The sequence below is a fragment of the Hirschia sp. genome (assembly GCF_058892565.1).
Genome location: NZ_JBZXVU010000005.1, coordinates 1 through 26,679, shown reverse-complemented (window position 1 = coordinate 26,679; position 26,679 = coordinate 1). Strand labels below are relative to the sequence as shown.

General features: G+C 44.2%; 24 protein-coding genes and 2 tRNA genes. 13 read left to right on the top strand and 13 right to left on the bottom strand.

Features of this window, described 5'->3' with window-relative positions:
* Positions 1-37 precede the first annotated feature (37 nt).
* The 5 genes from fliF to AC5EF3_RS01950 all read right to left on the bottom strand — a co-directional run bounded on the left by fliF (position 38) and on the right by AC5EF3_RS01950 (position 6,213).
* Positions 38-1,744 carry a flagellar basal-body MS-ring/collar protein FliF gene (gene fliF / locus AC5EF3_RS01970; RefSeq protein WP_493546826.1) on the bottom strand — a complete coding sequence of 569 codons (1,707 nt, stop codon included), beginning with the start codon at positions 1,742-1,744 and terminating at the stop codon, positions 38-40.
* Between the two features lie 255 nt (positions 1,745-1,999).
* Entirely contained in the window at positions 2,000-2,272 is a 273-nt protein-coding gene (gene sciP / locus AC5EF3_RS01965) for a CtrA inhibitor SciP (RefSeq protein WP_015828040.1), read from the bottom strand.
* A gap of 199 nt (positions 2,273-2,471) precedes the next feature.
* Positions 2,472-3,848: a flagellar hook-basal body complex protein gene (locus AC5EF3_RS01960; RefSeq protein ID WP_493546825.1), complete on the bottom strand. Its 1,377-nt coding sequence runs from the start codon at positions 3,846-3,848 to the stop codon at positions 2,472-2,474.
* Positions 3,849-3,975: 127 nt separating this feature from the next.
* Positions 3,976-4,644 (bottom strand): flagellar hook assembly protein FlgD, encoded by a 669-nt coding sequence (locus AC5EF3_RS01955; RefSeq protein ID WP_015828038.1) that lies wholly within the window; start codon positions 4,642-4,644, stop codon positions 3,976-3,978.
* Between the two features lie 18 nt (positions 4,645-4,662).
* Positions 4,663-6,213 (bottom strand): flagellar hook-length control protein FliK, encoded by a 1,551-nt coding sequence (locus tag AC5EF3_RS01950; protein ID WP_493546824.1) that lies wholly within the window; start codon positions 6,211-6,213, stop codon positions 4,663-4,665.
* Between the two features lie 652 nt (positions 6,214-6,865).
* Between AC5EF3_RS01950 and flgK the strand changes: the two genes are divergently transcribed.
* Together flgK and AC5EF3_RS01940 are read left to right on the top strand one after the other, a co-directional pair.
* On the top strand, positions 6,866-9,010 hold the full coding sequence (gene flgK, locus AC5EF3_RS01945) for a flagellar hook-associated protein FlgK (protein ID WP_493546823.1): 2,145 nt from the start codon (positions 6,866-6,868) through the stop codon (positions 9,008-9,010).
* 17 nt (positions 9,011-9,027) lie between these two features.
* A complete protein-coding gene (locus tag AC5EF3_RS01940) occupies positions 9,028-9,930 on the top strand; it encodes a flagellin (RefSeq protein WP_493546822.1) in 903 nt (300 codons plus the stop codon).
* Positions 9,931-9,940: 10 nt separating this feature from the next.
* Here the strand turns inward: AC5EF3_RS01940 and AC5EF3_RS01935 are convergent, their stop codons facing one another.
* Together AC5EF3_RS01935 and AC5EF3_RS01930 are read right to left on the bottom strand one after the other, a co-directional pair.
* Entirely contained in the window at positions 9,941-10,492 is a 552-nt protein-coding gene (locus tag AC5EF3_RS01935) for a hypothetical protein (protein ID WP_493546821.1), read from the bottom strand.
* 113 nt (positions 10,493-10,605) lie between these two features.
* Positions 10,606-11,433, bottom strand: coding sequence for a DUF2189 domain-containing protein (locus AC5EF3_RS01930; RefSeq protein ID WP_493546820.1), 828 nt, complete (start codon positions 11,431-11,433; stop codon positions 10,606-10,608).
* A 201-nt stretch (positions 11,434-11,634) separates the two neighbouring features.
* Here AC5EF3_RS01930 and mnmA point away from each other — a divergent pair, with 201 nt between their 5' ends.
* The gene (gene mnmA, locus AC5EF3_RS01925; protein ID WP_015828031.1) at positions 11,635-12,864 is read left to right on the top strand and encodes a tRNA 2-thiouridine(34) synthase MnmA; all 1,230 of its coding nucleotides are present in this window, start codon (positions 11,635-11,637) and stop codon (positions 12,862-12,864) included.
* Here the strand turns inward: mnmA and AC5EF3_RS01920 are convergent.
* Both AC5EF3_RS01920 and AC5EF3_RS01915 read right to left on the bottom strand, forming a co-directional pair.
* Positions 12,861-13,301 (bottom strand): hypothetical protein, encoded by a 441-nt coding sequence (locus AC5EF3_RS01920; protein ID WP_493546819.1) that lies wholly within the window; start codon positions 13,299-13,301, stop codon positions 12,861-12,863. The genes mnmA and AC5EF3_RS01920 overlap by 4 nt on opposite strands.
* Before the next feature lie 79 nt (positions 13,302-13,380).
* Positions 13,381-14,001: a YitT family protein gene (locus AC5EF3_RS01915; RefSeq protein ID WP_015828029.1), complete on the bottom strand. Its 621-nt coding sequence runs from the start codon at positions 13,999-14,001 to the stop codon at positions 13,381-13,383.
* Positions 14,002-14,211: 210 nt separating this feature from the next.
* Here AC5EF3_RS01915 and AC5EF3_RS01910 point away from each other — a divergent pair, with 210 nt between their 5' ends.
* Complete coding sequence (locus AC5EF3_RS01910) at positions 14,212-15,387, top strand: thiolase family protein (RefSeq protein WP_493546818.1); 1,176 nt, start codon at positions 14,212-14,214, stop codon at positions 15,385-15,387.
* An 87-nt stretch (positions 15,388-15,474) separates the two neighbouring features.
* Here the strand turns inward: AC5EF3_RS01910 and AC5EF3_RS01905 are convergent, their stop codons facing one another.
* Positions 15,475-15,981 (bottom strand): Lrp/AsnC family transcriptional regulator, encoded by a 507-nt coding sequence (locus AC5EF3_RS01905; protein ID WP_015828027.1) that lies wholly within the window; start codon positions 15,979-15,981, stop codon positions 15,475-15,477.
* 317 nt (positions 15,982-16,298) lie between these two features.
* Here AC5EF3_RS01905 and AC5EF3_RS01900 point away from each other — a divergent pair, with 317 nt between their 5' ends.
* Both AC5EF3_RS01900 and AC5EF3_RS01895 read left to right on the top strand, forming a co-directional pair.
* A complete protein-coding gene (locus tag AC5EF3_RS01900) occupies positions 16,299-16,970 on the top strand; it encodes a DUF2959 domain-containing protein (protein WP_493546817.1) in 672 nt (223 codons plus the stop codon).
* A 186-nt stretch (positions 16,971-17,156) separates the two neighbouring features.
* Positions 17,157-17,233 (top strand) — tRNA-Met (locus AC5EF3_RS01895).
* 181 nt (positions 17,234-17,414) lie between these two features.
* On the opposite strand, the gene AC5EF3_RS01890 is transcribed toward AC5EF3_RS01895, so the two are convergent.
* Both AC5EF3_RS01890 and AC5EF3_RS01885 read right to left on the bottom strand, forming a co-directional pair.
* A complete protein-coding gene (locus AC5EF3_RS01890) occupies positions 17,415-17,684 on the bottom strand; it encodes a hypothetical protein (RefSeq protein WP_015828025.1) in 270 nt (89 codons plus the stop codon).
* 564 nt (positions 17,685-18,248) lie between these two features.
* Positions 18,249-18,905, bottom strand: coding sequence for a CDP-alcohol phosphatidyltransferase family protein (locus tag AC5EF3_RS01885; RefSeq protein ID WP_493546816.1), 657 nt, complete (start codon positions 18,903-18,905; stop codon positions 18,249-18,251).
* A gap of 524 nt (positions 18,906-19,429) precedes the next feature.
* Here AC5EF3_RS01885 and AC5EF3_RS01880 point away from each other — a divergent pair.
* From AC5EF3_RS01880 to AC5EF3_RS01855, 6 genes are all read left to right on the top strand, one after another.
* Complete coding sequence (locus tag AC5EF3_RS01880) at positions 19,430-19,855, top strand: secondary thiamine-phosphate synthase enzyme YjbQ (protein ID WP_493546815.1); 426 nt, start codon at positions 19,430-19,432, stop codon at positions 19,853-19,855.
* Between the two features lie 108 nt (positions 19,856-19,963).
* A complete protein-coding gene (locus tag AC5EF3_RS01875; RefSeq protein ID WP_493546814.1) occupies positions 19,964-20,368 on the top strand; it encodes a VOC family protein in 405 nt (134 codons plus the stop codon).
* Between the two features lie 168 nt (positions 20,369-20,536).
* Positions 20,537-22,207 carry a M28 family metallopeptidase gene (locus AC5EF3_RS01870; protein ID WP_493546813.1) on the top strand — a complete coding sequence of 557 codons (1,671 nt, stop codon included), beginning with the start codon at positions 20,537-20,539 and terminating at the stop codon, positions 22,205-22,207.
* 267 nt (positions 22,208-22,474) lie between these two features.
* Positions 22,475-22,795 carry an energy transducer TonB gene (locus AC5EF3_RS01865; RefSeq protein ID WP_493546812.1) on the top strand — a complete coding sequence of 107 codons (321 nt, stop codon included), beginning with the start codon at positions 22,475-22,477 and terminating at the stop codon, positions 22,793-22,795.
* Positions 22,796-23,216: 421 nt separating this feature from the next.
* Complete coding sequence (gene panD, locus AC5EF3_RS01860) at positions 23,217-23,576, top strand: aspartate 1-decarboxylase (protein ID WP_015828016.1); 360 nt, start codon at positions 23,217-23,219, stop codon at positions 23,574-23,576.
* Positions 23,577-23,994: 418 nt separating this feature from the next.
* On the top strand, positions 23,995-25,038 hold the full coding sequence (locus AC5EF3_RS01855; protein ID WP_493546811.1) for a hypothetical protein: 1,044 nt from the start codon (positions 23,995-23,997) through the stop codon (positions 25,036-25,038).
* Positions 25,039-25,101: 63 nt separating this feature from the next.
* On the opposite strand, the gene AC5EF3_RS01850 is transcribed toward AC5EF3_RS01855, so the two are convergent.
* Positions 25,102-25,890: an SIMPL domain-containing protein gene (locus AC5EF3_RS01850; protein ID WP_493546810.1), complete on the bottom strand. Its 789-nt coding sequence runs from the start codon at positions 25,888-25,890 to the stop codon at positions 25,102-25,104.
* Between the two features lie 193 nt (positions 25,891-26,083).
* Between AC5EF3_RS01850 and AC5EF3_RS01845 the strand changes: the two genes are divergently transcribed.
* Positions 26,084-26,160 (top strand) — tRNA-Ile (locus tag AC5EF3_RS01845).
* Positions 26,161-26,679 lie beyond the last annotated feature (519 nt).

The following is a 26,679-nucleotide window of genomic DNA, read 5'->3' as shown; positions in this document are numbered from 1 at the left end:
GTTTTGAGAGCTTCTTCTGCTTCTGCTGCTAGATTGCTCATGCTGCGTCACTCCCTACATGGTCTTCAGATAGCCATGCTCGGATGATTTGAATTGATTCATCAGGGTGGCTTTCGACAACTTCGGAAATTTTCTTCACAGAAGATGCATTCACTTTCCCGCTAATGCGCGCGACATCTAGGCCAAATTGGTCATCCTCTGTAATTTGGCCGTTGCCGCCATCTCCAGATCCGGGGAGAACGAGGTTTTCTGATAAGGTTACCTTTTGAGCAGCATTTCCTGATCCACCCGGGAGTTTTGCTTCTCCGACATAGAAAGAATCTCCGCTTTCCGCGGACGGGCTCATCAAGCCTTTTACGAGAGGACGTAAAACAAAGATGATGAGCAGCACGGCACCTACAAATAGGGCTGCTAATTCAGAAATGCGCATGATGTCATTTTTAGTCAGGCCCAACATGCCGGGATCTTCAATCGCAAGATTGACCGAAGATTCAGGACGCATGAATGATACATTGACGACTTCAACGATGTCACCGCGCGCTTCGTCATACCCAACAGCAGATCTCACGAGTGTTTTTATGTTTGCAATTTCTTCTGGGGTGCGCGGTGCAAATGTTGCTTCAGTTTCATCATCTCCAGGAACACGTACATCATCCAGTGCAACAGCAACTGAAATCTTACGAATACGCCCACCTTCAGTGATTTCTGTTTTTGTGGTTTTTGAGATTTCGTAATTTGTAGTCTCTTGCAAATGGTTTGTTTCAGCTTGAGATGTTGGGTCGGCAGGTCCGTCCGCAGCCGTGCCAGCAGGAATGTTGTTTTCAGCAGTCACAGCACCAGCAGGCTCTGTTGAAGACTCGCGTGAAGAATCCTCAGTTGTTGTGGACGAGCGGATAACTCGTCCTTCTGGGTCAAAAATTTCAGAGCTCTGTGTGATGCGATTGAAGTCTATATCAGCAGCCACTTGAACACGAGCCGCACCTGGACCTGTGACGCTTTCGACAACTGATAACACTTTGTTGCGGATCTGATCTTCTATGCCTGTTTGGCGTTCGTCAGCAGACCCACCAGAAAATCCATTCTCACTATTTTCAGCACCAGCAGCGAGGAGGCGGCCTTTGTCGTCAAGGAGCGTGATGCGGTTCACTTCAAGATTGGGCACTGATCCAGCGATTAGGTTTCTTATTGCGCGCACTTGAGACGGCAACATGCCTCGACCCGCTACAGATATAACCACGGATGCTGATGGTGTTTGTGTGCCGCGCTCGAATAGGCGTCTTTCTGGAAGAACAAGGTGAACGCGCGAGCCGCGAATATTGTCTAAAGAGGAGATTGTTCTAGCAAGTTCCCCTTCAAGGGCGCGGACACGGTTTATGTTTTGAACAAAGCTGGTTGTGCCCAGAGCTTCAGATTTGTCAAAGATTTCATAACCCATAGCTCCGCGCGTCGGCAAACCTTCTTCGGAAAGCATCATGCGAGCATCAAGAACTTGGTCTCGATTGACAAAGATGGAAGCACCATCACCGCGAATTGTGTAGCTGATATTTGCTTGGTCTAGGCGGCCTGAAATTTCCGCTGATTCAGTTAAATCTAGTCCAGAATAAAGAAGAGCTTCATCTGCCCCACCGCGGAGCATAATGAAACCAAGACCAGCACCCACCAATGCCACAACCATAAGCGCAGCAATAATGCGCATTTGTCCGCCATTTGTGATCTTTTTTATTATGGAAACTGTTTCAGCCATCTTCTACCCGGTAATTCTTGCACCCCGAACAGGGGTCGTTAGGCAATAATTTCCCAGCAGGATGTAAACGTCTTATTAACAAGGGTAAAAACAGCGGTATTTGTTTTACTTTTTTGAATTTAACACAGCCTCAAATAGCATTATGCCCTGACTTCTAAGAAATCAGGGCATAATAGATGGATGCATCTTTTCAGAAAATGTCGATTTCCATCACGCTTTGGTGGAAAGCAGCGTGATGTCAGTCGTCAATTCTTATTAGGCGCGATAGTTTTGTAAGCGAGTGGTGCGTAAGCCTTTTACACCGAAGCGATCGTACAATGCTTCCCATCCTTCATATTCTTCAGATGAAATTTTGTAGCGAGCTAATGCTTCTTCGCGTGTTAATAGGTCGCCACGAACTGCCGCAACGACTTCTGCTTTACGACGGGTTACCCAACGCTTGATGTCTGGTGACGGGAGGTCCGCCAGCGTGAGTGTTTTTCCGTCGGGTCCGATAACTGCCGCGCTTTTCGCGTTCTGGGTCAGCATAGAATTCCCTTTCCTTGGTCTGGTCTATGCTGAGGACAATACTACAAGTGTTTTAAGTTCAGACTGAAGTTAATGTGTGGGTTTTGTTGAAAATTTGAAGAATAAAAAAAGACCCCAGAGACTCTTTAGTTGTCTTTGGGGCCTTTTTTGTTTCAATTTGGAGCAAAAAGCACTTTGAACGTGCAATTTCCTTAATTAGTTATCTTTTGATACTAATAAGCTCATTCAACATTTCGTCTGCGGTCGTAATAATTTTTGACGCCGCTGAATACGCGCGTTGCGTAACGATAAGGTTGGAGAATTCTTCAGCAAGGTCGACAGTTGAAGATTCAAGTGCACTAGAGATGACCTCACCAGCTTCTCCAGACTTGGGCGCTCTAAGGTTCATGTCGCCAGTTTCAGGGCCTGAACGGTAGCTGCCGCCGGCTTGTGCGATCAGACCACCTTCATTTCCGAAAGTCGCCACAGGAACTTGGAAAATTTTACGGCTAAAACCATTCGTATATTGCGCGATAACAACACCGTCTTCATCGACATCGACTGAGGCTAGTGATCCAAAAGGGACACCGTCGACAGTAGATGTATCAAGAATAGAATCTGATGAATATTGAGTAAGTCCAGTCGTGCTATTCCCGTTTCCTAAATCTAATTGAATATCTTGAGCTTCGATACCCAAACCATCCGCCCAGCGAGGTGTTGTTCCTACTGAAGCAGGATCAGATGCTCCAATACTGATTGACCCTTCTGGGTCAAAACCGTCGGCAAGCGCATTTGTTGCAACTGGATCAATTAAACCAGATGCTGTGAATATCATTTTACCATTAGCAAGAAGACCGTCGGTTACACCTTCAATATCTGTTGATGGGGTGACGTAGGCTTCTACTTCCCATTCGTTCGCATTGGCCGTTTTTAAGAAAGAGAAGTTAACCGTGTGACGTCCACCTTTGGAGTCATAGACTTCCAACGGTGTCGTGAAGTCGGGTGTGATGTTTCCTGCCGCCATGTCGCCAGCTGTATATGTCGCTGGATTTACTTCTTGGTCTGCATTCAGGTTTGCTGTGATTGATAGATTTGCGGATGCTTCCGCGACACCACCATACCCAGAAACACGAACGGCAGAAAGGGCTGTAAGGTCGGTTGGGCTGGCATTGACGACTTGATCATTCACGATTGGCCAACCATATAGATATTGACCTGCGGTGTTTTTTAAATATCCACCTTCATCAGGAGCAAATTGTCCTGCACGCGTGTATGAGTATTCATCAAATGATGTTGCGTCGCCTCCGCGAGCTCTTGTGACGAAATAACCTTCACCGGAAATTGCCATGTGCGTTGAGACGGAGGACGATTGCAATGTACCTTGCTCGCGCATCAATGTTGTGGCGGTCGATCTTACAGCACCTGCACTGTATGAAGATTGATAGTTTTGATTGTTTAGCATCGCCGTAAAGTCATTGCGGATACGTTTGAATCCAACAGTGTTTACGTTTGCGATGTTTTCTGATGTGGCAGCCATAGCAGATGCGTTTGCACGTAGACCTGCTGTTCCTGCCAGTAATGCTGAACCTATACTCATGGCGGTATTCCTCTAAAAACTAACCCACTCTATTTCCCGATCCTTCTTTTGAGGCCGGGTCTTGAAAGGGCGCTTTTGCGCCATGTATCTACAGACTGCTTTTGCAATCCGGAACGTTTAAATGCGATTAACTCTGCATCACTCGCAGAATATCACTGTAACTAAAAATCCCAGCTTTGGTCGTGATCGCTGGACTGTCATATGAAAGGTCAACACCTGATACTGTTGTAAGTACGTTTGTTGATGTCGTGATTGAATTTGCTTCGCTGTCTTTTGCTGTCACACTGGCATAATAAACTTCGTCTTCATTCGCTATTGTGCCGTCACTTAAGGTACCGTCCCAAACAAATTCATGGGACCCCGCGCTTTTCTCAGCAGGTTCTGAATAAAGCACTTTGCCGTTCTTATCTTGAATGTTGAACGTGGCTTCTGTGGCATCACTTGCAAGCGCGTAGCGCCAGCTCAAATCTTCACCAGAATATCCAGCACCTTGACTGTTGATTTCAACGCTTTGTCCTAGATAGCTGGACATAGCTGCACCTGTGGCAGAATTATTTGAAGCTATTAGTTGTTCAAGCGCATCATTTGTTTGGATTTGCTGTTCTACGCCAGAAAATTGCACAAGTTGGTTTGTAAATTCTGTTGAATCCGTTGGCTCCAGAGGATCCTGATTTTGCAACTGAGCTGTGAGCAAAGTAAGAAAAGTGTCGAAATCACTCGCGAGGGCAGATTGCGATTGAGCTGAGTTTGATGTCGAACCGCTACTTTGGTTTACGAAAGAGATTAGATCAGACAATGTTTTATATTCCTACTATCAAGCTGTAAGATCAACACGTGCGCGTGACCAAGCCGTTAATTTTGGCGTGATTTGACGAGGTAAATCAGCATTTTCTTCCGTTGCAGAGGAATTTGAAATGGATGCCTCGCCTTTATCGTCTGCCATTTGCTCAGCATCATCGTCTTTAAAGGTGAATGAACTATTTTCATCTGGAGACAATTCTAATTTTAGGCCATCTTCTGCGAGGTCTATGCCGACATCAGCCAATGCTGATTCAAGTGCTTTTGAACCACGTGATAATTCAGATAAGGCTTCAGCAGATTTAGCTGCGAGGACAACTGTCGCTCTTTTATCTTTCGTTATTTCTATCGAGACATTGATCTGTCCAAGCGCAGCGGGATCTAGGCGAATCTGGAATTGGTGACTTTTGCCATCCATGCGTTGGATCAGGCCGGCCCAGGCTTGCTGAGTGACGGAAGATGCATGACGTAATGTCGGCGGCAATTCCTGAGTTTTACCTGTAGCGGAGTTCGATGTTGTTGAAGAAAGATTGGTCTCTTCGCTTGATGGTTCTAGTCCTTCAAGTAATTCTGCATCTGGCAAACCGCTCAACAATTCTTGAACATTAGGAGGTTGAGCAGGCGTTGGGGCACTTGAAGTATTCGTCGCTGTTGTCGATGCTTGCGTGGCTGCCGGCGTTTGAGCTGAAGTATTAGAGCTTGCCTTATTGGGCTCAGAAGTCATTTCAGCTGCTGAAGTGTTTGATGTCGTCGTCGAACTTGAATTTGCATTTTCAATTTTAGCCGCAGTGCTAGATGCATTCGATGTTTTATTTGATTGAGCAGTCAAAGTCGTTGCGGCTGCGGTGACGGCTTGGCCATTGGATGCAGACAGAATTTGTGTTTGAGGCGCTGCTTGGTTTGCTACACCATTATCCATAGGAAGCTGTTTTGAAGGTTGAGCGGACTGAGACGTTTGAGTTTGTTGCGATAGCTGAGTTTGCGACTGAACTAATGTCTGAGACAGAGTTTGTGGCGATTGCTTTGAAGTGTGGGGCTGAGTCTGAGCATCAGTAGGTGTTTTCGCTGTCGCTGGATAAGAGGGTGTATCTTCTTGTTTTACAGCGGCATTCTTCAATATCTCTGTGGTTTGTTGTCCAGCGCTTTGGGCTGGAATCTGGACTGGTTTGGAAATTCCAGAATTTGATTCACCCATGTTAGCAGGAGTAATTGTTGCAGAAGTTGATGCATTGGCATCAGAAACTGTCACGCCAGTGCTTGCATTTTGTGTCGGCACTGTGGTCTGGGCGTCAACGGGTGTCGACTTATTGGTGATCACCTGTGCATTTTCTACGTTTGCCTGAGCGTTGCTATTTGCATTGATAACAGGTGAGGTGTTTGCCTGCATTTCAGCATTGCCTTGGGTGTTTTCAGTCGGCACCATATTTAATGTGATAAGTGCCGAGGCTGCTGCTGCGTCTGCGGTGTCGTTAGAAGGTGATTGTTCTGCGCTTGTCTCACTTAGGTTTGTGTTGGCAGATTTAGTGACCAATAAGTGCTGGTTGAAAGGTTTATTTTCAGTCTGCATCGATTGCTTTTCGGTCTCTCCCTGAAGGAAAGATCGAAAATCGCTTTTTGTCGCGTTAAATTTATTCGCAATTAGCGCACCGTCAGCTCTCTGCGTGGAGCTGTTGTTTGTTTTTTGCGCTGAAAAAAATACACCCTCAATCACGATAAAACTCACTTCAATTGATTATTATTTATGCTTTCGCATTTTCATTAACCATGTTGATGCAATTGGCGGGCCAGTAATAATTTTGCCTGAAACTTCCCTAAAAATCAGGATTCGGCGTTAACCTTTTTACTTCGAAATTGATAAAGCAGGCAGAAAATGCAGGGGCGTTTGTTGTGTGCGGCAGTTTCTGCCCAGAACATGCATTGCCATGAATTTACCTACAAAAAATATGCTGTTTGCAGAAATTTATGGCTAATTTTCTGTAAATTTCAATTCTGGCCCGAAGCTTGCGATGAAGTCTTTACGCTGGAAATTATTCTAAGTGTAACCATCTTGCTAAATGCAGGTTGAAGTATAAAATTACTAGCAATATCAAATAGTTGTAGAGGTTATCGAATTTATTTCCAAAACGGTTTTTTGAGGTTCAAAGAATTCACTAGGCAAAAAACGCCCGGTAATCTTGGCCTACAGGGCACTAATATGCCCATCTGTTAGGAGGTGTGACATGAGTATAGGCAGCATAATGGCAACGAGCCTTTCAGCTCTGCGTGCAAATCAAAGTGCACTCAGCACTGTCTCCACCAATGTCGCAAACGTCAACACAGAAGGCTATACGCGTCTTGATACGCATTTTAATTCTTTAGGCGCGGTTTCTGGATCATTTGGGGTTGAGGTTAAAGTTCAGCGTGCCGCCGACAAGTTTCTAGCAGCTTCGGAAATGAGAACAGCTGCTACTGTAGGTGCGACTTCTGTTCTGGCTGGCTTTATGGACAGAGCACAAGGTTTGCTCGGCAACCCATCTGATGGCGGTTCAGTCTTTGCTAGCCTCGATGCTGTGTTGGATTCTATGGGGTCTCTTGCTCTAGACCCTTCTTCTTCTCTAAGGCAGGGAAGTGCAATTTCTGATATTCAAAATATGCTCAATCAAGTTAATCAGACAGCTGATGAGCTTTCTGCGCTTCGAGAAGAAGCCAATGCTCAATTGCGGTCCGTCATTGGTGAAGCCAACACGTTGATGGAAACAATTGCAGAATTGAACACATCTATCCAGCAATCCAAGATCGCTGGTGTTGATGCGACACAGGCTGAGAATGAGCAAAGTATCCTGATTGATCGCTTGTCTGAGATTGTTGATGTTAGAGCGCAAGAACGTCCTTTGGGCGGCGTGGATTTGCGTACGACAAACGGATATCTTCTCGTATCTATGGAAGCGGCTAGCTTTTCGATGGGAGACGTTTCGGGCCTTCAGGGATATCCAAGCGTTGAAGTGAGCCACTCGAGCGAGAGTTCAAAATTGCCTTTGGATAAATACATCCAGAGTGGTGAAATCATGGGATTGATTCAGGCGCGTGATGTTGACATTCCTGAGCTTAGTGTTGCGTTTGGTGAATACGCATCGGGACTAGTTGATAGCCTGAATGCCGAGCACAACAATGCTAGCGCTGTGCCTGCGCCGAATGTTCTAACGGGAAGTAATACTGGACTAATCGATTCAGACATTCACAGTTTTGAAGGCGTGGCGCATATGGCGATTACAAATTCAGATGGTGAAATAGTTAGAAATCTAACGATAGATTTTGATGCGGGTAATATCTCAGGAATTGATGAGTTTGGTGCAGCAGTTGGTCCCATTGCAATTGGCGCAACTGTTGGAGGTCTCGCGACGTCTTTGAACACAGCGTTGGGTGGAGACGGAACTGCAAGCTTCACAAATGGTGTATTAGAAATATCAGCGAATGATGCGAGTGAAGGTGTCGCAATACGTCAAGATGAAGATACTCCATCAGATTGGGCTGGACGTGGTTTTTCTCACATGTTTGGCCTTAACAACCTCATAGAAAAACCAACGCCGACAAATTACGCAACAGGGCTAGGTGGGGCTGGAGAAGCATCTCCTCACGGATTTACAACAGGTCAAACTATGACTTTCGATATTCGTTCCAATACGGGTGCGATATTGAATACTGTAACTGTTTCTCCGACGACGGGAGGTACAATTGCCGATCTCGTCACTCAGATGAATACGAGCCTTAATGGATATGGTAGCGTATCCATTGATGATGATTATGGCACTATAACTTTTCAGGGTGCGGCCAACACCAAATCAGACTCACTCGATATTGTGGTTGATACGACAAGTCGAACAGGCTCTGGTATTTCTGCCACTCAATTTTTTGGACTAAGTGTGGCGGGCTCAGCTGATCGTGCAAAAGATATAGAAATTCGGGATGCCATCTTGAAAGACTATAGTAAATTAGCGACTGCAAAACCTGATTTAGATGGTGCTGTTGAAGGCGATAGTGTGCTGGAAGTTGGCGATGGGCGCGGTGCAACTGCACTTTCTCTTTCTGGCGCTGTTATTCGGCAATTTGGAGCAGCTGGTGGTATTGCGGCTCAAAAGACATCTATAAATGATTACGCCGCTCGCCTTGCTGGCGCTGCTGGAGCAAGGGCGACTGCAAGTGAGCAGGCCTTAAATTCTGCTGAGACTGTTCGAACAGAAGTGGCCATGCGGCGAGAGAGTGTCGAGGGTGTAAGCATCGACGAAGAATTAGTGAAAATGACACAGTATCAACAGGCGTATAATTCTGCATCTCGAATGATGCAGGCCGCCAGTGATATGTTCGATACGCTTTTGCGGCTGGTTTAAGAGAAGGATAGGATGATATGAGTCGTATTACCACTGCTATGGTTTCTCAGAATGCTTTGATAGATCTTCAAAAGTCTCAAAAAGTGTTGTTTGAAGCGTCTAACCAGACTGCATCTCAGACTAAAGCGACTGACCTTAAAGGTTATGGGTCTCAAACGCATACGCTTGTGTCTAGTAATCGGATGATTGCAAACATCCAATCACGTATTGATAATGCTGCAGAGCTTGATGCGCGTCTATCAATGCAAGATGCTGTTTTAACGCACTCTCGAGAAGTGATGGAAGATTTAAGATCCGTTATTTTGCAAGACATAAGTTTAAGTGGACCATCTTCAATTGATGCTAAAATTGAAGAAGCTTTTCTTGTTTTGAAAGATTCATTCAATCTGGAAATTTCGGGAAAGTCCGTATTTGGAGGAACGCGAACAGATAGGCCTCCTGTTGTGGCTGCAAGTGTTGCAGACCTTGTTGCAAACCCGATCGAAAATGCTTTTGAGCAAGGAGCTCAAGAGCAGACGGTCAATGTTGATGGATATCAAGAAATTTCTTTGGCACCCGTTGCAGCTGAAGCGGCGGAAGCTGCTTTTGATATGTTGAAAACTTTGGCTGCTGGTGGACCTTATGGCGAGTTGACGGACGCGCAGGTTACGGCGTTAAAGGGAGAATTGGCGCAATTCGACACTGTCATAGATGGCCTTGTGCAACTCGAAGCTAGGAATGGTAACACGCAATCTCGAATTACGAACGCTATTGAGCGTCAGACAACTCAAGTAAATGCGATCGGTGCGACTGTAGGGGAAATTACATATGTTGACCTGGCGGAAGTTGCTGCTCGATTGAGTAACGCACAAACGACTTATCAGGCATCCGCATCAATTTTCAATACCGTACGCGGTCTCACATTGTTGGATGTTCTGTAAAGGTTGGGAGCTAGTGCTCTAAATGGCTGTATCTGTTTTCTGTGAACAGATTTGCTTTCATTTTAGCTATGTCGAGAAAGCGTATTGCGCCGGTCATAAGCGGATGAAAAGAGAATGTTTCTCCGTCATTTAAGTGAATGCACCAGATGTGCAACAACGGATTCCATTCAATGTTGTCTACGCTTTTCCAAGTATAGAAATGTGTATTGTCATTCCAACGCTGAATTCTGAATCCATCATCAAGCCACTCGATCTTGCGTTTCATAGCATCGAATAAGCAAACACCGCTTGTTATTGCGATTGCAAAAAAGAGAAACGCAAATGTGTGCTGCGTGGTTTTGTTGATCATAGTATCAAATGCGTAGGGTAAAACCGATAACGCCGCAAAAAACACCATGCCGAACCCAAACACTGAATTGACGACAAAATTGGTTTTGACCATTTGATCGGCTGGATTATCTATTAATCTTACAAAGAGATGAGCTGCTGATATTCCAATCAGACCCAATCCACCGCCTAAGAGAGCGCCTTTAAACCCGCTCGAAATGAGATATTCCAGCATGTAACTGTACCACTTTGACAACCCATGATCGGGACAAGTGGTGTGTTGCAAAATTCCTGCTACAAATGCGCCACATGGCATACAGGTTTATTATTGTTTGTTTTGGTGTCGTTTTACTCTGGGAAATGGCCTGTTGGTACGAGTTCGCGGTAAGCGCGCCAACTCGCAAGCCCGATCAGTGGGAATACAATGATCAATCCGATAAAGCCTGTCAGTATGCCCAATATTGTTAGAGCTGTTATCAGTATTGCCCATATCAACATGGGAAATAGATTTTTAGCGACAGCACGAACGCTGGTAATCGTGGCAATGAAAACATCTGTTTTTCTATCCAGAAGCATTGGGGCAGAAATCACAACTAAAGCAAAGGCTATGAAAGCAATTACGCCGCCAACAAGCGTTCCAGCCATCGCCATTTTTTGACCTTCGGGTGTTGTCAGCATGAAATCTAGGAATTGCATGACATTGTCGTGTTTTCGATAGGTAGATAATGCGTAAACTAGTTGTGCCATGCGCCCCCAAAAGAAGTATAAAAGCAATAAGGCCAAGCCTAAATATGCTAGGTCTTGACGGAATGCGCCTTTTACAAAAAGCATCTGAGTGAAACTTGGTTTGCGGCCAGCTTCTATTTGGCGTCCTGCCTCATACAGTCCCATCGCTAGCATGGGAGCGATAAGGAAAAAGCCACCTAGCAAAACCATTATCCAATCTGAATATCCAGAAAATAGGAGTGATATTGATATTGCTGCACTCACAAATGCCATGAGTATTCCGTAGGTTAGGCAAGGAAGGGGAGCTTTTTGAAAATCAGCCCATGCACCAGCAATCCAGCCAATGGGAGCCATTGCTTTTATCGTGATGACATCTGGTAATTTGAGTGGGGTGGGCGTGTTGGGATTAGACCTTTGACTTGCGCGTTCGCTATTGTTTATTTCAGTCATGATTACCTGCCCCAGTATACTTATTATTTTTGTGGATATAGACACTCTATCGGTACGACCACTGATTTCAAGTCAAGTTGCATGTGAATTGCTTAGCGTTTGCTTAGAGGTAACTCTAGCTGGCTCTTTTTTGATAATTAGGTTATGAAACCGGCTGCTTAACATACTGCTCTGGCCCTTGAAGCCAGTGGAGAGGATAAAATGACAAACGACACTTTAGGTGCACCTAAAATGCTCGATAGCCATGTTTTAGACGATATGGCGGAGTTTTTAGCTGGTGCTGATCTTGATCTCGGCTTCGATAAACCTCGTAGTGAAACGCGCGTAGTTGCTGCCATGTCTGGCGGCGTGGATTCCACAGTTGTTGCCGCATTACTGCACCATGCTGGCTATGATGTGGTTGGTGTGACGCTTCAGCTTTATGATCATGGCGCTGCGCTGAAGAAGCAGGGTGCGTGTTGTGCCGGACAAGATATTCATGATGCACGCCGTGCTTGTGATGCGTTGGGCATTCCTCATTATGTGCTTGATTATGAAAGCCGCTTTAAAGAGCAGGTGATGGAAGATTTTGCTGACACTTATCTGGCGGGGTCAACACCGATACCATGTGTGCGCTGTAATCAAACTGTGAAATTTAGAGACCTTCTGGAAACGTCTAAAGACCTTGGCGCTGACTGCATGGCGACAGGCCATTATATTCGACGTGTGGTTGGAGAAAATGGTCCTGAGCTGGCGCGTGCGGCTGACCCAGATAAAGATCAATCTTACTTTTTGTTCGCGACCACGCATGAGCAATTGGATTATTTGCGCTTTCCCCTTGGTGGGATGAATAAAGAAAGCACTCGTAAAGTTGCTTCTGCACTGGGATTAGAAGTCGCCTCTAAGCCTGACAGTCAGGATATCTGCTTTGTGCCGGATGGAAAATACACGGCCATCGTCGAGAAATTGCGTCCGGGATCTGGCCGTAAGGGTGAGATTGTCCACATGGATGGGCGCGTTCTGGGTGAACATGAAGGCGTGATTAAATACACAGTTGGTCAGCGTCGCGGCCTTGGTGTCGCAACGGGTGAACCGATATATGTGGTAAAGATTGATGCAGGCAAACGTCAGGTTATTGTCGGACCGCGCGAGGCGCTTGAGACTCGTGGTTTGAGCATGGGTGAAAGCAATTGGTTGGGCGCTAATTCTCTTGAAGAAGCTTGTGCATCAAACACACCTGCTTTGGCACGTGTGCGGTCAACACGCCCACCTAAAGCTGGCCATATGGCAATGATCAATGGTCAGCCTGGATTTATGTTTGAGGATGCTGAAGAAGGTGTCGCGCCGGGGCAAGCCTGCGTGCTCTATTCCACAGGAGATGCATCGCGTGTCCTCGGCGGTGGTTTTATCACAGGCACAGTGTCTGCTTATGAGGCTGACCGTTTAGCTTAGTCTTCGCTAGGTTTTGTTTTTTCCAAAAGACGACGGGTTATTGTTTTCGTCGTCTTTTGCGTTGCAACAGGGGATGGTAAAATGAATTGCAAATGCCCAGACGGTGCTGCGTCGGCCGTATAAGCTTTGTCGGTTTCTACGATGATATCGTATTGGCCTTGAAGGATGATGCAGGCATTTTTTGCGAGAACAGAACTCGCACTTTTACCGTCTATGTGAATGGTCACGTGGTCAGCTTCACCGCGATCATAGCAAAGCTCTGTGACGAATGCGCGTGGTTTAAAATCTTTATTGGGTTTGTCTGGTGTACCAGCGGCATTAACGATGCTTGTTTCCAGCATATTGGCAGCACTCCAATTGCTGCGGATGGTTGTATCTGCCAGTGCAGGAGTGCTGAGGATCAGACTTATTCCAAATAATCCCAGAGTTTTTTTCATCGCAAATTCTCCTGCGTCTAATTTATTTAAGTCCATAGGCAGGATATTTAGCTAAAATAAGGCACTAATAGTCTATTTTCTAACTGAACCCAGCATATCTTCCAGGTTTATGGTTTGTGGCGATAATTATGTTTAAAACGATCGCACCAAGAATAGAAATTAACACTTGTTTCCAAGGGAGTACGAAGAAACCTGAGCTTATTATAATTGTGTCAAACCCAAGCATAAAATAACCAGCTCTCATAATTTTCTTATCTTGTAGGAATTGAGCTAAGATACTTGAGCCACCAACGCCTGCGCGATGTCTGAAAAGAAAAATCATTCCGGCCCCCATCATCGTTCCACCAGCAATGGAAGCGAAGATTGGATTGATGAAATCGAAATCAATCCATTGGGTAAATAACCGAGAAAAGATTGAAATCAATGAGACTGCTGCAAAGGTTTTGACCGTAAATTGTAGGCCCATTCTCATAAATGAAAGTATGTAGAAGGGTATGTTCACGCAAAAGAAGATTAGGCCGAAAGACCATCCTGTTGCATACTCTATAAGCAAGGAAAGGCCAGCTAAGCCGCCAGTATAAACCTGTGCGTGAAGGTATAAAACGACTCCAAAAGCGACAAGCATTGTTCCTGCAAGCAACGCATGAATATCTTCAAGCCAAGAATGTTGCTGAGCATCTCTTATTGTTTTGGGTATCATGTTGCTTGTTTTATCCGAATACAAGTTAGTTTATCTACAAAATGTCCTTTATGTGATAAAATGAGTTGTTAATAGGGTTTGATGAGAAATATTCGATCAATAGATGTGATTTGCGTTGTTTTTGAGCAGTGTTGACTTTATAAGGCATAAAGCGTTTGTTGCGTTGCAGCATTTAAAATAGGAAGCAGCGTTTGACTGTGGAGGGACTTTATGAGTGATTCAGTAGTTATAGTTGGTATGGCACGCACACCTATGGGTGGATTATTGGGTGACCTTTCCGCAATGTCAGCAAATGAACTTGGTGCAATAGCGATTAAAGGTGCGCTTGCTGATGCAGGTGTTGCTGGCGGCGATGTTCAAGAAGTTATCATGGGAAATTGTCTTCCAGGTGGTCAAGGACAAGCGCCTGCGCGTCAATCCGTTATTAAAGCAGATATGCCTGAGGCTGTTGAAGCAACTACAATCAACAAAATGTGTGGTTCTGGAATGCAAGCTGCTGTTATGGGGCGTAATGCGCTTCTAGCAGGTGAGGCTCAGATCGTCGTCGTGGGCGGAATGGAAAGCATGACGAATGCGCCGCACATGATTTCTATGCGTTCTGGCTTGAAATATGGACACGGCAAGACGATTGATCACATGGCGAAAGATGGCCTTGAGGATGCATATGAAGGCAACCCAATGGGTGTGTTCGCAGATATGGTTGCCGGTGAGTATCAGTTCACACGTGAACAGCAGGATGCATACGCAATTGAGACGTTAGCGCGTGCACAATCGGCGACAAAAGAAGGACGCTTCAAACGCGAGATTACACCCGTGACGGTTAAAACCCGTAAAGGTGATATCACTGTTGATGAAGATCAGCTACCACGCGAGGCGCGTCCTGATAAAATTCCTGCGCTTCGTCCGGCATTTACAAAAGATGGCACTGTGACTGCCGCGAATGCATCAGCGATTTCTGATGGAGCAGCGGCTTTAGTTTTAATGCTCGAATCAGAAGCAACCAAACGTGGTTTAAAACCTCTTGCGCGGATTGTAAGTACAGCGGCGCACGCGCATGAGCCAAAATATTTCACAACAGCTCCTGTACCGGCGATCAAAAAGACTTTGGATAAAGCTGGTTGGAAAGTTGACGACGTTGAAGTTTGGGAAATCAATGAAGCATTTGCTGTGGTGCCGATGATCGCAATGAAAGAGCTTGGTATTTCTCATGACAAAGTGAATGTGAATGGCGGAGCTTGCGCAATGGGGCACCCAATCGGTGCTTCTGGTGCACGTGTTATTGTGACTTTGCTAAATGCTATGGAGCAGAAAAATGCTTCAAAGGGTGTGGCGTCGCTTTGTATTGGTGGCGGTGAAGGAATTGCATTGGCAGTTGAGCGAATTTAATTAGTTCGCTGAATAGAATTTAAAAAAGGCGATATCTTAATCAGATGTCGCCTTTTTATTTGATTTTTATCGTGTCTAAAGCCGGATTTATTCAGTCTCGGTTTTATCGCTGATGAATGGTGATATCAGTCCAAGAGGTGCAGCGGTTGTACGTTTGGATACGTTGACGACAATGCGAGATTGGATGTCTGAAACCAGACCTAAGCCTAAAAGTTTGTCGCGTAAAAAATTGTCATAGGCGTGAATATCGGTCGTGATGATTCGAATAAAATAATCAACTGCGCCTGTAATTGTGATACATTCAACAACTTCTGGCCAATCAGAAACGGCACGTTCAAAGGCTTCAAGGTTGTCACGTGATGGTAGGGATAGCTTGACGTTCGCGATCACTTCAAAACCAAGGCCTAATTTTGCATGGTTTAATAGCGTCACACGTCTTTCGATAAGGCCTTGTTCCTCCATGCGTTTGATTCTGCGCCAGCAGGGAGAAGAAGATAAACCTACCGCATCGGCGATATCAGCAACGGACATTCCGGCATCACGTTGAATAAGGTCGAGTATTTTAGCATCAATGGAATCTAGATCAAGCGACATGAGTATTCTAATAATCCCTATTCTTACGAATTTTCTTACCCCATCTTCTAGTCATTATAGGGGGTAGTGTCAAATAAAATTGCTCAAATTGGAAGTGTTTTCCGAAAGGTGCGTTGGATTGATGCAACATAGTGTCTTCGGCGCTGGGTAAGTTTAAGTTTCAAATCAAATGAGCTGTATACTGATTATTTTCGGTTTTCTGTGGTTGAGCTTTTTTGTTTGGCTAGGTGTAATTTTTAGAAAAATAAATTGGCCTTTCATGCCAACGTCTGTATTCATATTGGAAAATACATTAACCATATGCTTAGGGGATAGCTATGAAACGTAATTCAGCACTGCGTGCCGCGCTTTTATCCGCGTCCATACTTGCAACGACAACCATCACTGGGTGTGCCTCAGCTTACTATGACACAATTGAAACCCTCACCGGGATGGAAAAGCGTGACTTATTAGTTGAACGTGTGGAAAAGGCTGCTTCTTCGCAAGAGGATGCAAAAGAAGAGTTTGTGTCAGCTTTAGATGCTTTCCGGGCCGTGGTTGATATTGATGGGGGTGAGCTTGAGGATACTTATGATCGTTTGAACGCGTCATATGAAAGTGCTGATCGTCAAGCTGAGCGTGTTAGAACGCGTGTTAAAGATGTTCAGATCGTTTCAAGAGACTTATTCAAAGAATGGCGCAAAGAGTTGGATCAGTATTCTTCCGCCTCAATGCGCGCATCAAGTGAGCGTCAATTGGTTGAAACTGAGCAGCGCTATGAAGAGTTAGAACGCAGAATGCTTAAGGCATCTCAGTCGATGGACCCTGTTTTAGCGGTGTTTAAGGATCGTGTTTTGTATCTGAAACATAACCTTAATTCCCGTGCAATCGCCGCACTAGAAGGGGAAGCTGAGCAAATTGAAACAGATGTATCAGCATTGATTGCAGATATGGAGCGTTCTATTGCAGAAGCAGATGCATTTATCAAAGATATGCGTGGTGAAACATAAACGTTTTCAAAGAAATTATATAATTTTCGATTGCTAGATGGCTGTATGTCTAGCGAATTTGAATTTTCTATCGAGAAAGTGTGATTTTCCTCAAAATCATGACTTGTCTAGTCTGCTTTGCCAGACTATAAGCGCCGTTTCCCGCATTAATAGTAGATGTGGGAAACTGAATTGTAGTTCAAAATTGGTCAGGTAGCTCAGCTGGTTAGAGCGCAGGACTCATAATCCTGAGGTCGAGAGTTCAAGTCTCTCTCTGACCACCAATTTTTCTTAAATTCGAATGCGCTTCAAAAATTTACTTTGAGAAGCGAGCAGATGTTAGGCTTCACAATATAGAAGTGACGCTAACACAATAATGGTACGATATTGTTGTGATAAGTGCACATGTATGTGCTGCTGGTGTGCAGTTTCTGTGCTCTTTCTATCGAGATTTTACGAATATTTTTAAAAGATTGCTTTTATCATAAACGCTATGCCCGACCACAAGGTCAAAGATGCTGCAATAGCAAATCCGATGGATTTATAAGCAGGCCATTTGTCGACATCAATATCAGCATTAATATGCGTTTGTTTGTGTTTTGATTTGAATTGTACAACGTTTGATCTGCTGCGTTGATACACACCCGTTTCCGAGTCAAAGAGCCCGACGGCATCGTTTTGGCGCACGCTAGAATTGCGACGATCAAAGTTTGGCGTTTCACTCCCAAATGACATAGGTTTTACCTTTTAATGTCTTATTTATAGCAATCCATCCACAGGAATGGAGTGCAAGCTTAACCAAGCAAATGCTTCTGAAAAGTGGGGTTACGTCAATAATCTGAAATATTATTGATTCTATTGGAAATTTTTTTTCATAAAATTGTTATTTTAGGGTGTGGGGGGCAAAAATGGTCTTTGCTTTACAGTTTGATTGGCAAAATTGAGTCTAATTGTCTCAATTGAACCAATGTTTTTTAGAGGAAACTTGAAATATTTATAGAAAGCTGAGTTTTGTTAACTTTTTCGCAATCTAAGGCTGCTTAAATGTGTTTAAGCAAAATGAAGACTTCGTGTTTTCGCTTCGCTTGAGTTGAATATAATGGAGTGCCCCCTCTCTACATTATGTTCAAAAATTGCATGGTTAAGGATTGCATCTGCAGTCTTCTCACCCTCACCCCTCAGTGTGGGTGCAATCCGGATCCAGGCACAAACTGCTTATAAAAACACTCTAATAATACCTCCCCGAATTGCCCGTTCTGTTTTCCCCCCAACAGAATGGGCAATTTTCGTTTGGGAGTATTAGTCTTTAGGTTTGGACGTTGGTGAGGCTGTTAAATATCCCAACCCTGTTATTGCTGAGAGCAATGCGGCAACACACAAAATGATAACCCAAGACCAGTATAATGCTGAGCTTGCTGGGATCCAAGGAAGCTGCATAAATATCGGCATAGCAACCGCGACCAATTCTAAAGCTGTTTTGTATTTTGCTAAATTGGAAACAGGGGCACCTTCACCGTCGGGGGCGAAGAGGCGAAGAATAGTTATGAAGATGTCTCTTCCCACGATTATGAGCACTGGAATGAGAATCAGATAGTTGAACTCACCCTGAAAATAACGGTGCATACCTACATAGGTGAGGAGGGGGAGGCCGACCAAAGCTTTGTCCGCAATAGGATCTAGTATGCGACCAAATTTGGAGTGTGCATCCCACGCGCGCGCTGCCATGCCGTCAAATAGGTCCGTTAGTGCGGCAACCACAAACAGGATCGCTGCCCATAGTTGGTATTTTGTGCCAAGTGATTCTGCTGCGGCAATTGTTTCTGGCGAGTTGCTTATTGCGCTAGGCCCATATTCAGCAAAATACGGAATAGAAAAGCCTTTCCACATCAGCCAAGCCACAATCGGGGCAAGTAAAAATCGAGCGAGCGTTAGCGCGTTTGGAATCATCGTTTTCATTGGCCCATCCCCGAGCATTTGTACATTTAATGGGCTTTGTAGTCTTGAATGGAGAAAATGTGTAGGGGCAATTGTAGCTCTTGCGCCAGAAGTTCCAGTAAAACAAATCTAAAAAGTTGGAATGTATTCTGCAAAGTGCATCTGAAACTAAGGCAAACGCAAATGTTTTGAGTGATCCTGCTTCGTTTGTGGAAATTGAGACAATAGGAGAGGGCCGTGCATTTTGCCGCTCGGCCTTTTGTGCGAGACAAATAAAAATACTCTACTCAAAATTTCTGCGCTTATACTAAGGAGCTAGTTGATAATATTAAAGCTCATGAGTGTAACCAAGCCTAGCACCACCCAAAATCCGAGCGCGAAAACAAATCCACCAATACGCGTTGCCATGAAAAGCCTCCATCAATTCAACCATTCTTGCGGGCTGTTTTAAGTTTTCCTTGCCTAATGATGGTTCTATTAACTATTTAGTACAACATAATTAACGTTAATTTTGCTCCATATATTAGGCATAGGATGGTGATTCATTGAGTGATCAACACGTATTTACGGTGCGGACGCGTGGGCAAGGATTGTATGAATTTACCGGACAAATTCGAGAATTTGTGACAGAAAATGAAGTAGAATCAGGCCTGTTAACTTTGTTTGTTCAGCACACTTCATGTTCGATTCTGGTGCAAGAAAATGCTGATCCGAGTGTGCAGGATGATCTTCGTGAATTTTTCTCCAGAATTGTACCCAGCGGCGATAGCAAAGCCATGAATTGGCTAACGCATACATTTGAAGGCCCTGATGATATGCCGGCTCACATAAAATCTGCTCTTACTCCGACATCAATTTCTATTCCAATTATGTCAGGGAATGTCGCATTGGGGCAATGGCAAGGTGTTTATATTTTTGAGCATCGTGATTTACCGATGACGAGGCGAATTGCGGCTCATATTTCACGCTAATTATATATAAAGCGGCGCGATATGCTCTGCGATTGGCGCTTGATAGTGTTTGAGCTGTGTTGTGAAGGCCGCGTATATTCGGGATAAAGAAAATAAGGAAATTGCTGAATGCAAATGAATCAGGCGACTTTGCCTTTGGTCAATTATGATGAGAGCGTTGCGTTTTATAAGGCCTTGGGATTACGCCTTATTGTCGATGCACCACCTCGATATGCGCGGTTTGAGTGCTTGCCAGAAATAGGACAAGGAGAGCCAGCGACATTTTCCATAGCGGCAAATGGAGGCGAGGCCGTTGATGCATCCTATCCGGCCATTTATTTTGAGACGCCAGAAGTTGATAAGGTGGTGTCTAAAATGAAAGCCTTGGATTATGAAATTGTGTCTCAACCCGAAGATAAATCATATGGATGGCGTGAGGCAGTCATTCTTGATCCAGCAGGAAATAGAGTCCGCGTTTATTGGGGCGGAAAGAATAGACGTTTCCCTGATTGGCGTGTTGAAGAAGATGTATGATCAAAATTTAGACTTTGAAATTGTCATCAATGCAAGGTCTGAGAAAATCACTCTCGATTATAGAAATGCTATTTTCCAAATATCGATGAAAAATGCTCGACTTTGCTGAAACAGTATTTATTCCTACCCATTATACTAAACAAAGCTGAAAATTCTTGAGGGAATTCTATGAGATTGAAGTTGATTTTTGCGCTAGCAGCTGCATCCGTTCTTGGTGCGTGCGCGAGCGTTGAGGTGGTTGAGGTAAGTGAAGAAGCAACAATAAAGAATGTTGAAGAAATTCTTACGCCACGCGCTGCACGAATTAAAGCAGATATAACTTACCTAGCGAGTGACGAACTTGAAGGCAGAGAGACAGGATCTGCTGGTCATGCATTGGCGGTTCAATATGTGATCAATCAATTTAAAGAAATAGGTATTGCGCCGTCTGGCGAAGATGGTGGCTATACGCAGACTGTTCCCTTTATTTCAGTTGTTCGAGATGTAGATGGAAACGCGATGCAGGTCATAAATGCGTCCGGAGACGTCGTCGAATTCATAGATGGCACCGACTATGTTGTTTATTCTTCTTCTAAATCTCCTGAAAATGTCATTGAAGCTCCTGTTGTTTTTGCTGGCTATGGTGTGGTTGCGCCTGAGCACGGGCTTACACCATATGCTGATATTGATGTTGCAGGTAAGATTGTCGCAGTTCTTTCAGGGACGCCAGGCGGCATTCAAACAGAAGAGCGCGCTTATTATGGTGCGCAAGTCTCTCGTGAAATGTCAGAACGTGGCGCAATTGGAGTTATAACGCTGCCAACGCCCAAAAGTGTAAAGCGCTTTCCATTTGCGCGCGCTGTTTCTAGCTCGACCACACGAAAATCTATGAAGTGGATTGGTAAAGACGGAGCACCATATACAACAGCACCTAATTTGGCGGCTTCAGCTTATTTGTCTGATGATGGGGCGGCGAAATTGTTTGAAGGCTCACAGATGTCTTGGGCTGATATCCAAACATTGATTGAAGATGATGCAGCGAAAGTCCCGTCTTTTGAGCTTCCGATGTATGTGCGTATTGAGCAGAAGTCGACGCATAGCAAAATTGAGTCTCAAAATGTTTTGGGGATGATTGAAGGATCTGATCCTGAATTGAAAGATCAAGTGATCGTTTTGTCTGCGCATGTTGATCACATCGGGATTACGCAAAAGTCTATGGAAGAAGATGTCATCAATAATGGTGCATTGGATAATGCGGCGGGTGTATCCACGCTTTTGGAAGCGGCGCGCATTATCAAATCTGGAGACGCACCGCGGCGTAGCGTGATGTTTGCGGTAGTGACAGGTGAAGAAAAGGGGCTGTTGGGCGCTCAATACTTTACAATGAATCCAACAATTGAACGCGCAAACATTGTGGGCAATGTAAATCTGGATATGCCAGTGCTTACATATGATTTCACTGATGTCGTGGCCTTTGGTGGTGAGCGATCCACAATGAAGTCAGCGATTGAGGATGCTATCTCTGAATTTGGCGTTACTCTGGGCGAAGACCCTTTTCCGGCGCAAGGATTGTTTACGCGGTCTGATCATTATCGTTTCGTAGAAATTGGTGTGCCGTCTGTTTTCTTGGCGACTGGTTTTGAAAATGGTGGCGAAGAAGCTTGGAGCAATCATTTTGCCAATAACTACCACAAGCCTTCTGATGAAGTGGATAATGGGCTTTTATTTAACGTTGCAGACAAGTTTGCATCTATAAATGCAAAAATCGCGATGACATTGGCGAATCAAGATGAGCGTCCAATGTGGGTCAAAGATGATTTCTTTGGTGTCAAATTTGAAGGCGTCATGGTTTCAGACTAACGAAAAGTCCGATTCTATCTATTTGCAGCAGTTCTTGTGTATGAGAACTGCTGCTTTTTTATGCTCAAATGCATAATTAGTAGTCGTTTCTATGCTTTTATGACGTTTCCGTGAAAAATGAAGCTTTGCAATTGCAGGATGCTCGGTGGGTATGCTATACATTAATGCATGTTAGCGGGCAGCTGGTATGCTAAAAAGGGTATCTCGAAATACTCAAGCAAACCTGAATAGACCCGCAGCACTTTTGAAACTCTGAAGGGTCTTATTATGAAAAAAACTAACTTGTTCTCCGCATTCCTCGCCGTAGTAGCTTCATTAGCTGTTGTAATGCCTGCCGCTGCAGATGTTACAGTTGTGAAAAAAGTTGTTCCAAAATATCCAACATTTGCTGAAAAACAAGAAATCGAAGGTAGCGTTGAGCTTGCTTTCGTCATTCTTAAAGACGGTAGTGTTGACGCGATTGAAGTTGTTAATTCAACAAGCCCTGAGCTATTTGATGCTTCAGCTGTTGAAGCAATTTCTCAGTGGCAGTTTGAAAAAAGCGACACAGACGAAAACGTTGGTGTGACTGTAAACTTCGAATTCTAAAAATCTAAAACGGTTCCACCTAACGTGCTTGGTTGGGTTGGGCCGAGAGATTTTATAAAGAGCGGTAGTCAATTTTATTGGCTGCCGCTTTTTTTGTTTGTGGGTAATAGTCAGAAACGATAGCAATAAATGCCCTAAGGTTACCCTGGGGCTGGGCGTCCATTTCGGGTAAAATTGATCCGTATTTGTGTGTGATTTGCACTGAAATTTGCTGTGGTCACTATGCATTCAGCTTTGTTATGCTATAGAAAACCGAAAATTGCTGCATCTGCGAGATGAATAGCATTAGAAATATCAATTGGGCTTTGAATATTTTGATATGGGCACCATATCTTCATTCAAAGTAAGCATTTTAATTGAACCATAATGTTGGTTGAGGTGCTTAAAAGTCTGAGCGAGCGTTGAAGAGAAAGGGTTTTATATGTTTCTGACCATGTTGAGAGCGAAATTACACCGCGCAACAGTGACTCAGTGCGACCTTCATTATGAAGGCTCTATCTCTATAGATAAGGATTTGTTGGAAGCTTCTGGTATTCTTGTGAACGAACGCGTTGATATTTGGAATATTACCAATGGTGCGCGCCTATCGACATACGCCATTGAAGCGCCAAGTGGCTCAAAAACATTTGGTGTGAATGGAGCAGCAGCGCGTCACTTTCAATTGGGTGACCGTATTATCATTGCTACGTTTGCTCAGATTGAGGAAGAGAAAGCTCGTCAACATGCACCGACTGTCGTGATGTTAGATGACAATAATAATATAGTTCCTCACGTCGCTTAAATATTTGCCGTTAGCTATGTTGCGGGCGGTAATGCTTTGGGCAATGGTGTTGCGTTGTGAAAAATCTCAAGAAACCTTCTAGAACTCCATTTTACAGGCGGGGAAGACCGTTTGTGCAAATATCTGCCGCCATTATTGTGTTGGCGGTGTTTTTAGTATGGTCGAGTTATTTTAAGTAATAAGTGCTGACAAAGACCTGAGCACATTTAACTAGGTAAAATATACCTAATCGAGTGTGAATTTCCAAACATCGATTGTTAATTCAAATGGAAACAAACTCTTGTTTCAATAGTTTTGTTAATTCTCAAGTATAGATCATTAATCATAAAATCATATTTAAAATCATGACTTTATGATATTTGTCCTTTCAACATAAAGACTATTTATTTGGTGATGTATTGTTGAAAAGGGGCATTGGGTGAATCCATATTGTCGTTTCTTAGTGGTGTCGAATGCGGTTTCAGCTGCAATTGTATTGGCGCTTGTTAGTTTTGTTTTTGGGCCGGCTACTGCAGCATATAGTGTCGCTGGATTTGAGGCCGATTACGCGCCATTTTTAGCGGCAGGTGCTGCGTTATTGGTGACTATCGTTGTGTGGTTGGCGCTGACTGATGCGGTTTTACCATTTTTCTTTCGTTATACGCCTATTCGGAAGTTGGTGCTGGGAAAACACTATATGGAAGGCACGTGGATTCAGGCTGAAAAACACAATGGTATGCCGCGAATGGCTGTGATTGAAATACAGCCTGCCGGTAAGTCATTCCGATTCTCTGGATATGCGGTCGATGAAAATCTGGAAGTCCAATCAAATGTGATTATGGAGTTTTCCAGTTTTAGTTGGCCATTCATGGCTTATAAGTTCAGGAATTCTTTGGCCGATACCTCTGAAGAGGGACGAGAAGGTGTTGGAGAACTTCATTTTGAAGCAAACCGACACGCGCCAAGATCATATAATGGCTTTGTGCAAACGGTGAACAGTCTAGGCCGCGTTAAAATTGAGGGTGTTCGCTTGATGAAGGGGCGAGAGATCCGCGATTTACGTTCTTTAGAATATCGCGCCGATATAATTGATAAATATTGGGGGCTCTTCTTTGAGCGTGGTAATCGCGTGACAAGGATGAAGCGCAAAGGTGTCGGTCATTTCGGGGCTCATACTTCGCCTGTGTCGGAAAATGTTGTTGATCCTCCTAAGTTCAGCTCCAAACTAGAGAGTTCTGATTATATTAAGGAGAATGAACCGGTAGCGCCAAATGTTCGGGGTGACGTAGAAAGACATGTCGCTAATTTGGCGTCCGAGAATGTGGAAAATAGTCCGATTGTTCCTCGTCGACGTGCTTCTGATTGGTCGAAATCGGATGAAGCACTTGAATTCACAGATTTAGATGATTTTCTAGATGACCCTGACTTAGTAAAAGGTGCGGGGAGTATGGAATTGTCTGGATCGACTATTTTGCGTAAATAGATGGGCAGAAAAAAGCCACTACATCAGATGTAGTGGCTTTTTTGTTTCTAAGTAAAATCTAGCCTATTTGCGAACGAGCTCAAATTGAACATTCATCGTCGATGAATAGGAAACTTCTCCAGCAGCTATTGGTGTGCTGGCTGATTCAGAGGCTTTCATGCGCGCCATCATAACGGGTTGCGGGGATGGCGAGAAATTACCAGACTCATTCATCGTTATGATTCTGGACACAGAGTATCCTGCTGCTTCTGCATAAAGTTCGGCTTTTGCCAAAGCATCGGCTATGGCAGCTTTGCGAGCTAAATTTAATGCTTCGCTCGAATCCTCCAATCCAAATGATATTGAGTTGATTGTGTTTCCGCCTGCTGAAACGACAGAATCTAGAACTGAGCCGAGTGTGTCGAGTTTGCGGACAGTAATACCTAATGTGTTAGTTGCTTGATAGCCGGTCAGCTTAGGTGGGCCGTTTTTGCTAGAGCTGTAATCATAGCGCGGACTTAAGGATATATTCCCAGTCTGCATATCTTTGTCTGCAATTTTTGCTTTTTCTAAGGCTTCAAAAACTTTATTCATCAATGCAGATTGTTGTTTCATGGCTTGGGAAGCTGTGTCGGCTTCAACGTTTACGCCTAATGAAATTGTTGCAATATCTGGGCTGACTTCAATCTTACCTTCCCCTGTCAGGTTTAAGGTTGTTTCTTGTTGAATGACTGACATGGATTGGGGTGAGTTTTGCATGATTTGTGCTTCTGCGCTTAGCGGTAGGGTGATGCATGCTGTTGATAGGGCAAGAGTTGCTAAAACACTTGTTTGTTTCGTTGATTCGTTTTTGTGACGAAAGGGGATAAACATTATGACTCCTAACTTAAGCAAAATATCTAATGACAGTACGACTCGCTATTGAGGCAGTCTTATGGCGTGTTGTGGGGTTTAGGGGCATTGACCATCAATAGTTGGATTTAATTTTGAAAGAAATGGATATTTCGCACAATTGGGGTCTTCACGAATGATGCAAAATGAGTAATGTGCGCTTTCTCCATTTTGGGGGCCTGTAGCTCAGTTGGTTAGAGCAAACCGCTCATAACGGTTTGGTCGGGGGTTCGATTCCCTCCGGGCCTACCAAATGTATCAAAGCTTTGCGTGTGTATCCGTAGAGCTGGTTTCGAACGGAAATCAAAATTGGTAGATAGCTTTCCTGCGAATTTTTGAGTGCTTAATGCGGCCATTGTGTTGTGCGGTTATGTTTGCGCGTAATGCTTGGGACACTGTTATGATGTGATGGCGTGGGGAAGGGGAGCTTAGGCTTTGTGAGGTGTCGATTTTTAATTTACAGATTCGGCATTTTTTATGTTGACGCACACTGTCTACATACATATACGTCACCGCTCTTCGCTGACTATAGACTTGGATGATCTGTTTTTCGGAACGTTTTTCTAGGTTTGTTTAGGTGATTTTGAGTGATCTTCTGGATCGTTTAAAATAACTTAAAATAATTGGTTGACGGGGTGGGGTGTGGTTATTATAAGCCGCGTCTCTTCGCCGATCACAGGGTTAGTTCTTTGCTCTTTTAGGGTAATAAAATTGGCTCAGTTTTTAGTGATTTTCTTGGTTCTTTAGAGCTTCTGAAAATTACTTAAAATA

Coding starts and splice junctions, on each gene's coding strand:
- fliF (WP_493546826.1), bottom strand. CDS start 1,744: ATGGCTGAAACAGTTTCCATAATAAAAAAGATCACAAATGGCGGACAA.
- sciP (WP_015828040.1), bottom strand. CDS start 2,272: ATGCTGACCCAGAACGCGAAAAGCGCGGCAGTTATCGGACCCGACGGA.
- AC5EF3_RS01960 (WP_493546825.1), bottom strand. CDS start 3,848: ATGAGTATAGGTTCAGCATTACTGGCAGGAACAGCAGGTCTACGTGCA.
- AC5EF3_RS01950 (WP_493546824.1), bottom strand. CDS start 6,213: ATGCAGACTGAAAATAAACCTTTCAACCAGCACTTATTGGTCACTAAA.
- flgK (WP_493546823.1), top strand. CDS start 6,866: ATGAGTATAGGCAGCATAATGGCAACGAGCCTTTCAGCTCTGCGTGCA.
- AC5EF3_RS01940 (WP_493546822.1), top strand. CDS start 9,028: ATGAGTCGTATTACCACTGCTATGGTTTCTCAGAATGCTTTGATAGAT.
- AC5EF3_RS01935 (WP_493546821.1), bottom strand. CDS start 10,492: ATGCTGGAATATCTCATTTCGAGCGGGTTTAAAGGCGCTCTCTTAGGC.
- AC5EF3_RS01930 (WP_493546820.1), bottom strand. CDS start 11,433: ATGACTGAAATAAACAATAGCGAACGCGCAAGTCAAAGGTCTAATCCC.
- mnmA (WP_015828031.1), top strand. CDS start 11,635: ATGACAAACGACACTTTAGGTGCACCTAAAATGCTCGATAGCCATGTT.
- AC5EF3_RS01920 (WP_493546819.1), bottom strand. CDS start 13,301: ATGAAAAAAACTCTGGGATTATTTGGAATAAGTCTGATCCTCAGCACT.
- AC5EF3_RS01915 (WP_015828029.1), bottom strand. CDS start 14,001: ATGATACCCAAAACAATAAGAGATGCTCAGCAACATTCTTGGCTTGAA.
- AC5EF3_RS01910 (WP_493546818.1), top strand. CDS start 14,212: ATGAGTGATTCAGTAGTTATAGTTGGTATGGCACGCACACCTATGGGT.
- AC5EF3_RS01905 (WP_015828027.1), bottom strand. CDS start 15,981: ATGTCGCTTGATCTAGATTCCATTGATGCTAAAATACTCGACCTTATT.
- AC5EF3_RS01900 (WP_493546817.1), top strand. CDS start 16,299: ATGAAACGTAATTCAGCACTGCGTGCCGCGCTTTTATCCGCGTCCATA.
- AC5EF3_RS01890 (WP_015828025.1), bottom strand. CDS start 17,684: ATGTCATTTGGGAGTGAAACGCCAAACTTTGATCGTCGCAATTCTAGC.
- AC5EF3_RS01885 (WP_493546816.1), bottom strand. CDS start 18,905: ATGAAAACGATGATTCCAAACGCGCTAACGCTCGCTCGATTTTTACTT.
- AC5EF3_RS01875 (WP_493546814.1), top strand. CDS start 19,964: ATGCAAATGAATCAGGCGACTTTGCCTTTGGTCAATTATGATGAGAGC.
- AC5EF3_RS01870 (WP_493546813.1), top strand. CDS start 20,537: ATGAGATTGAAGTTGATTTTTGCGCTAGCAGCTGCATCCGTTCTTGGT.
- AC5EF3_RS01865 (WP_493546812.1), top strand. CDS start 22,475: ATGAAAAAAACTAACTTGTTCTCCGCATTCCTCGCCGTAGTAGCTTCA.
- panD (WP_015828016.1), top strand. CDS start 23,217: ATGTTTCTGACCATGTTGAGAGCGAAATTACACCGCGCAACAGTGACT.
- AC5EF3_RS01850 (WP_493546810.1), bottom strand. CDS start 25,890: ATGTTTATCCCCTTTCGTCACAAAAACGAATCAACGAAACAAACAAGT.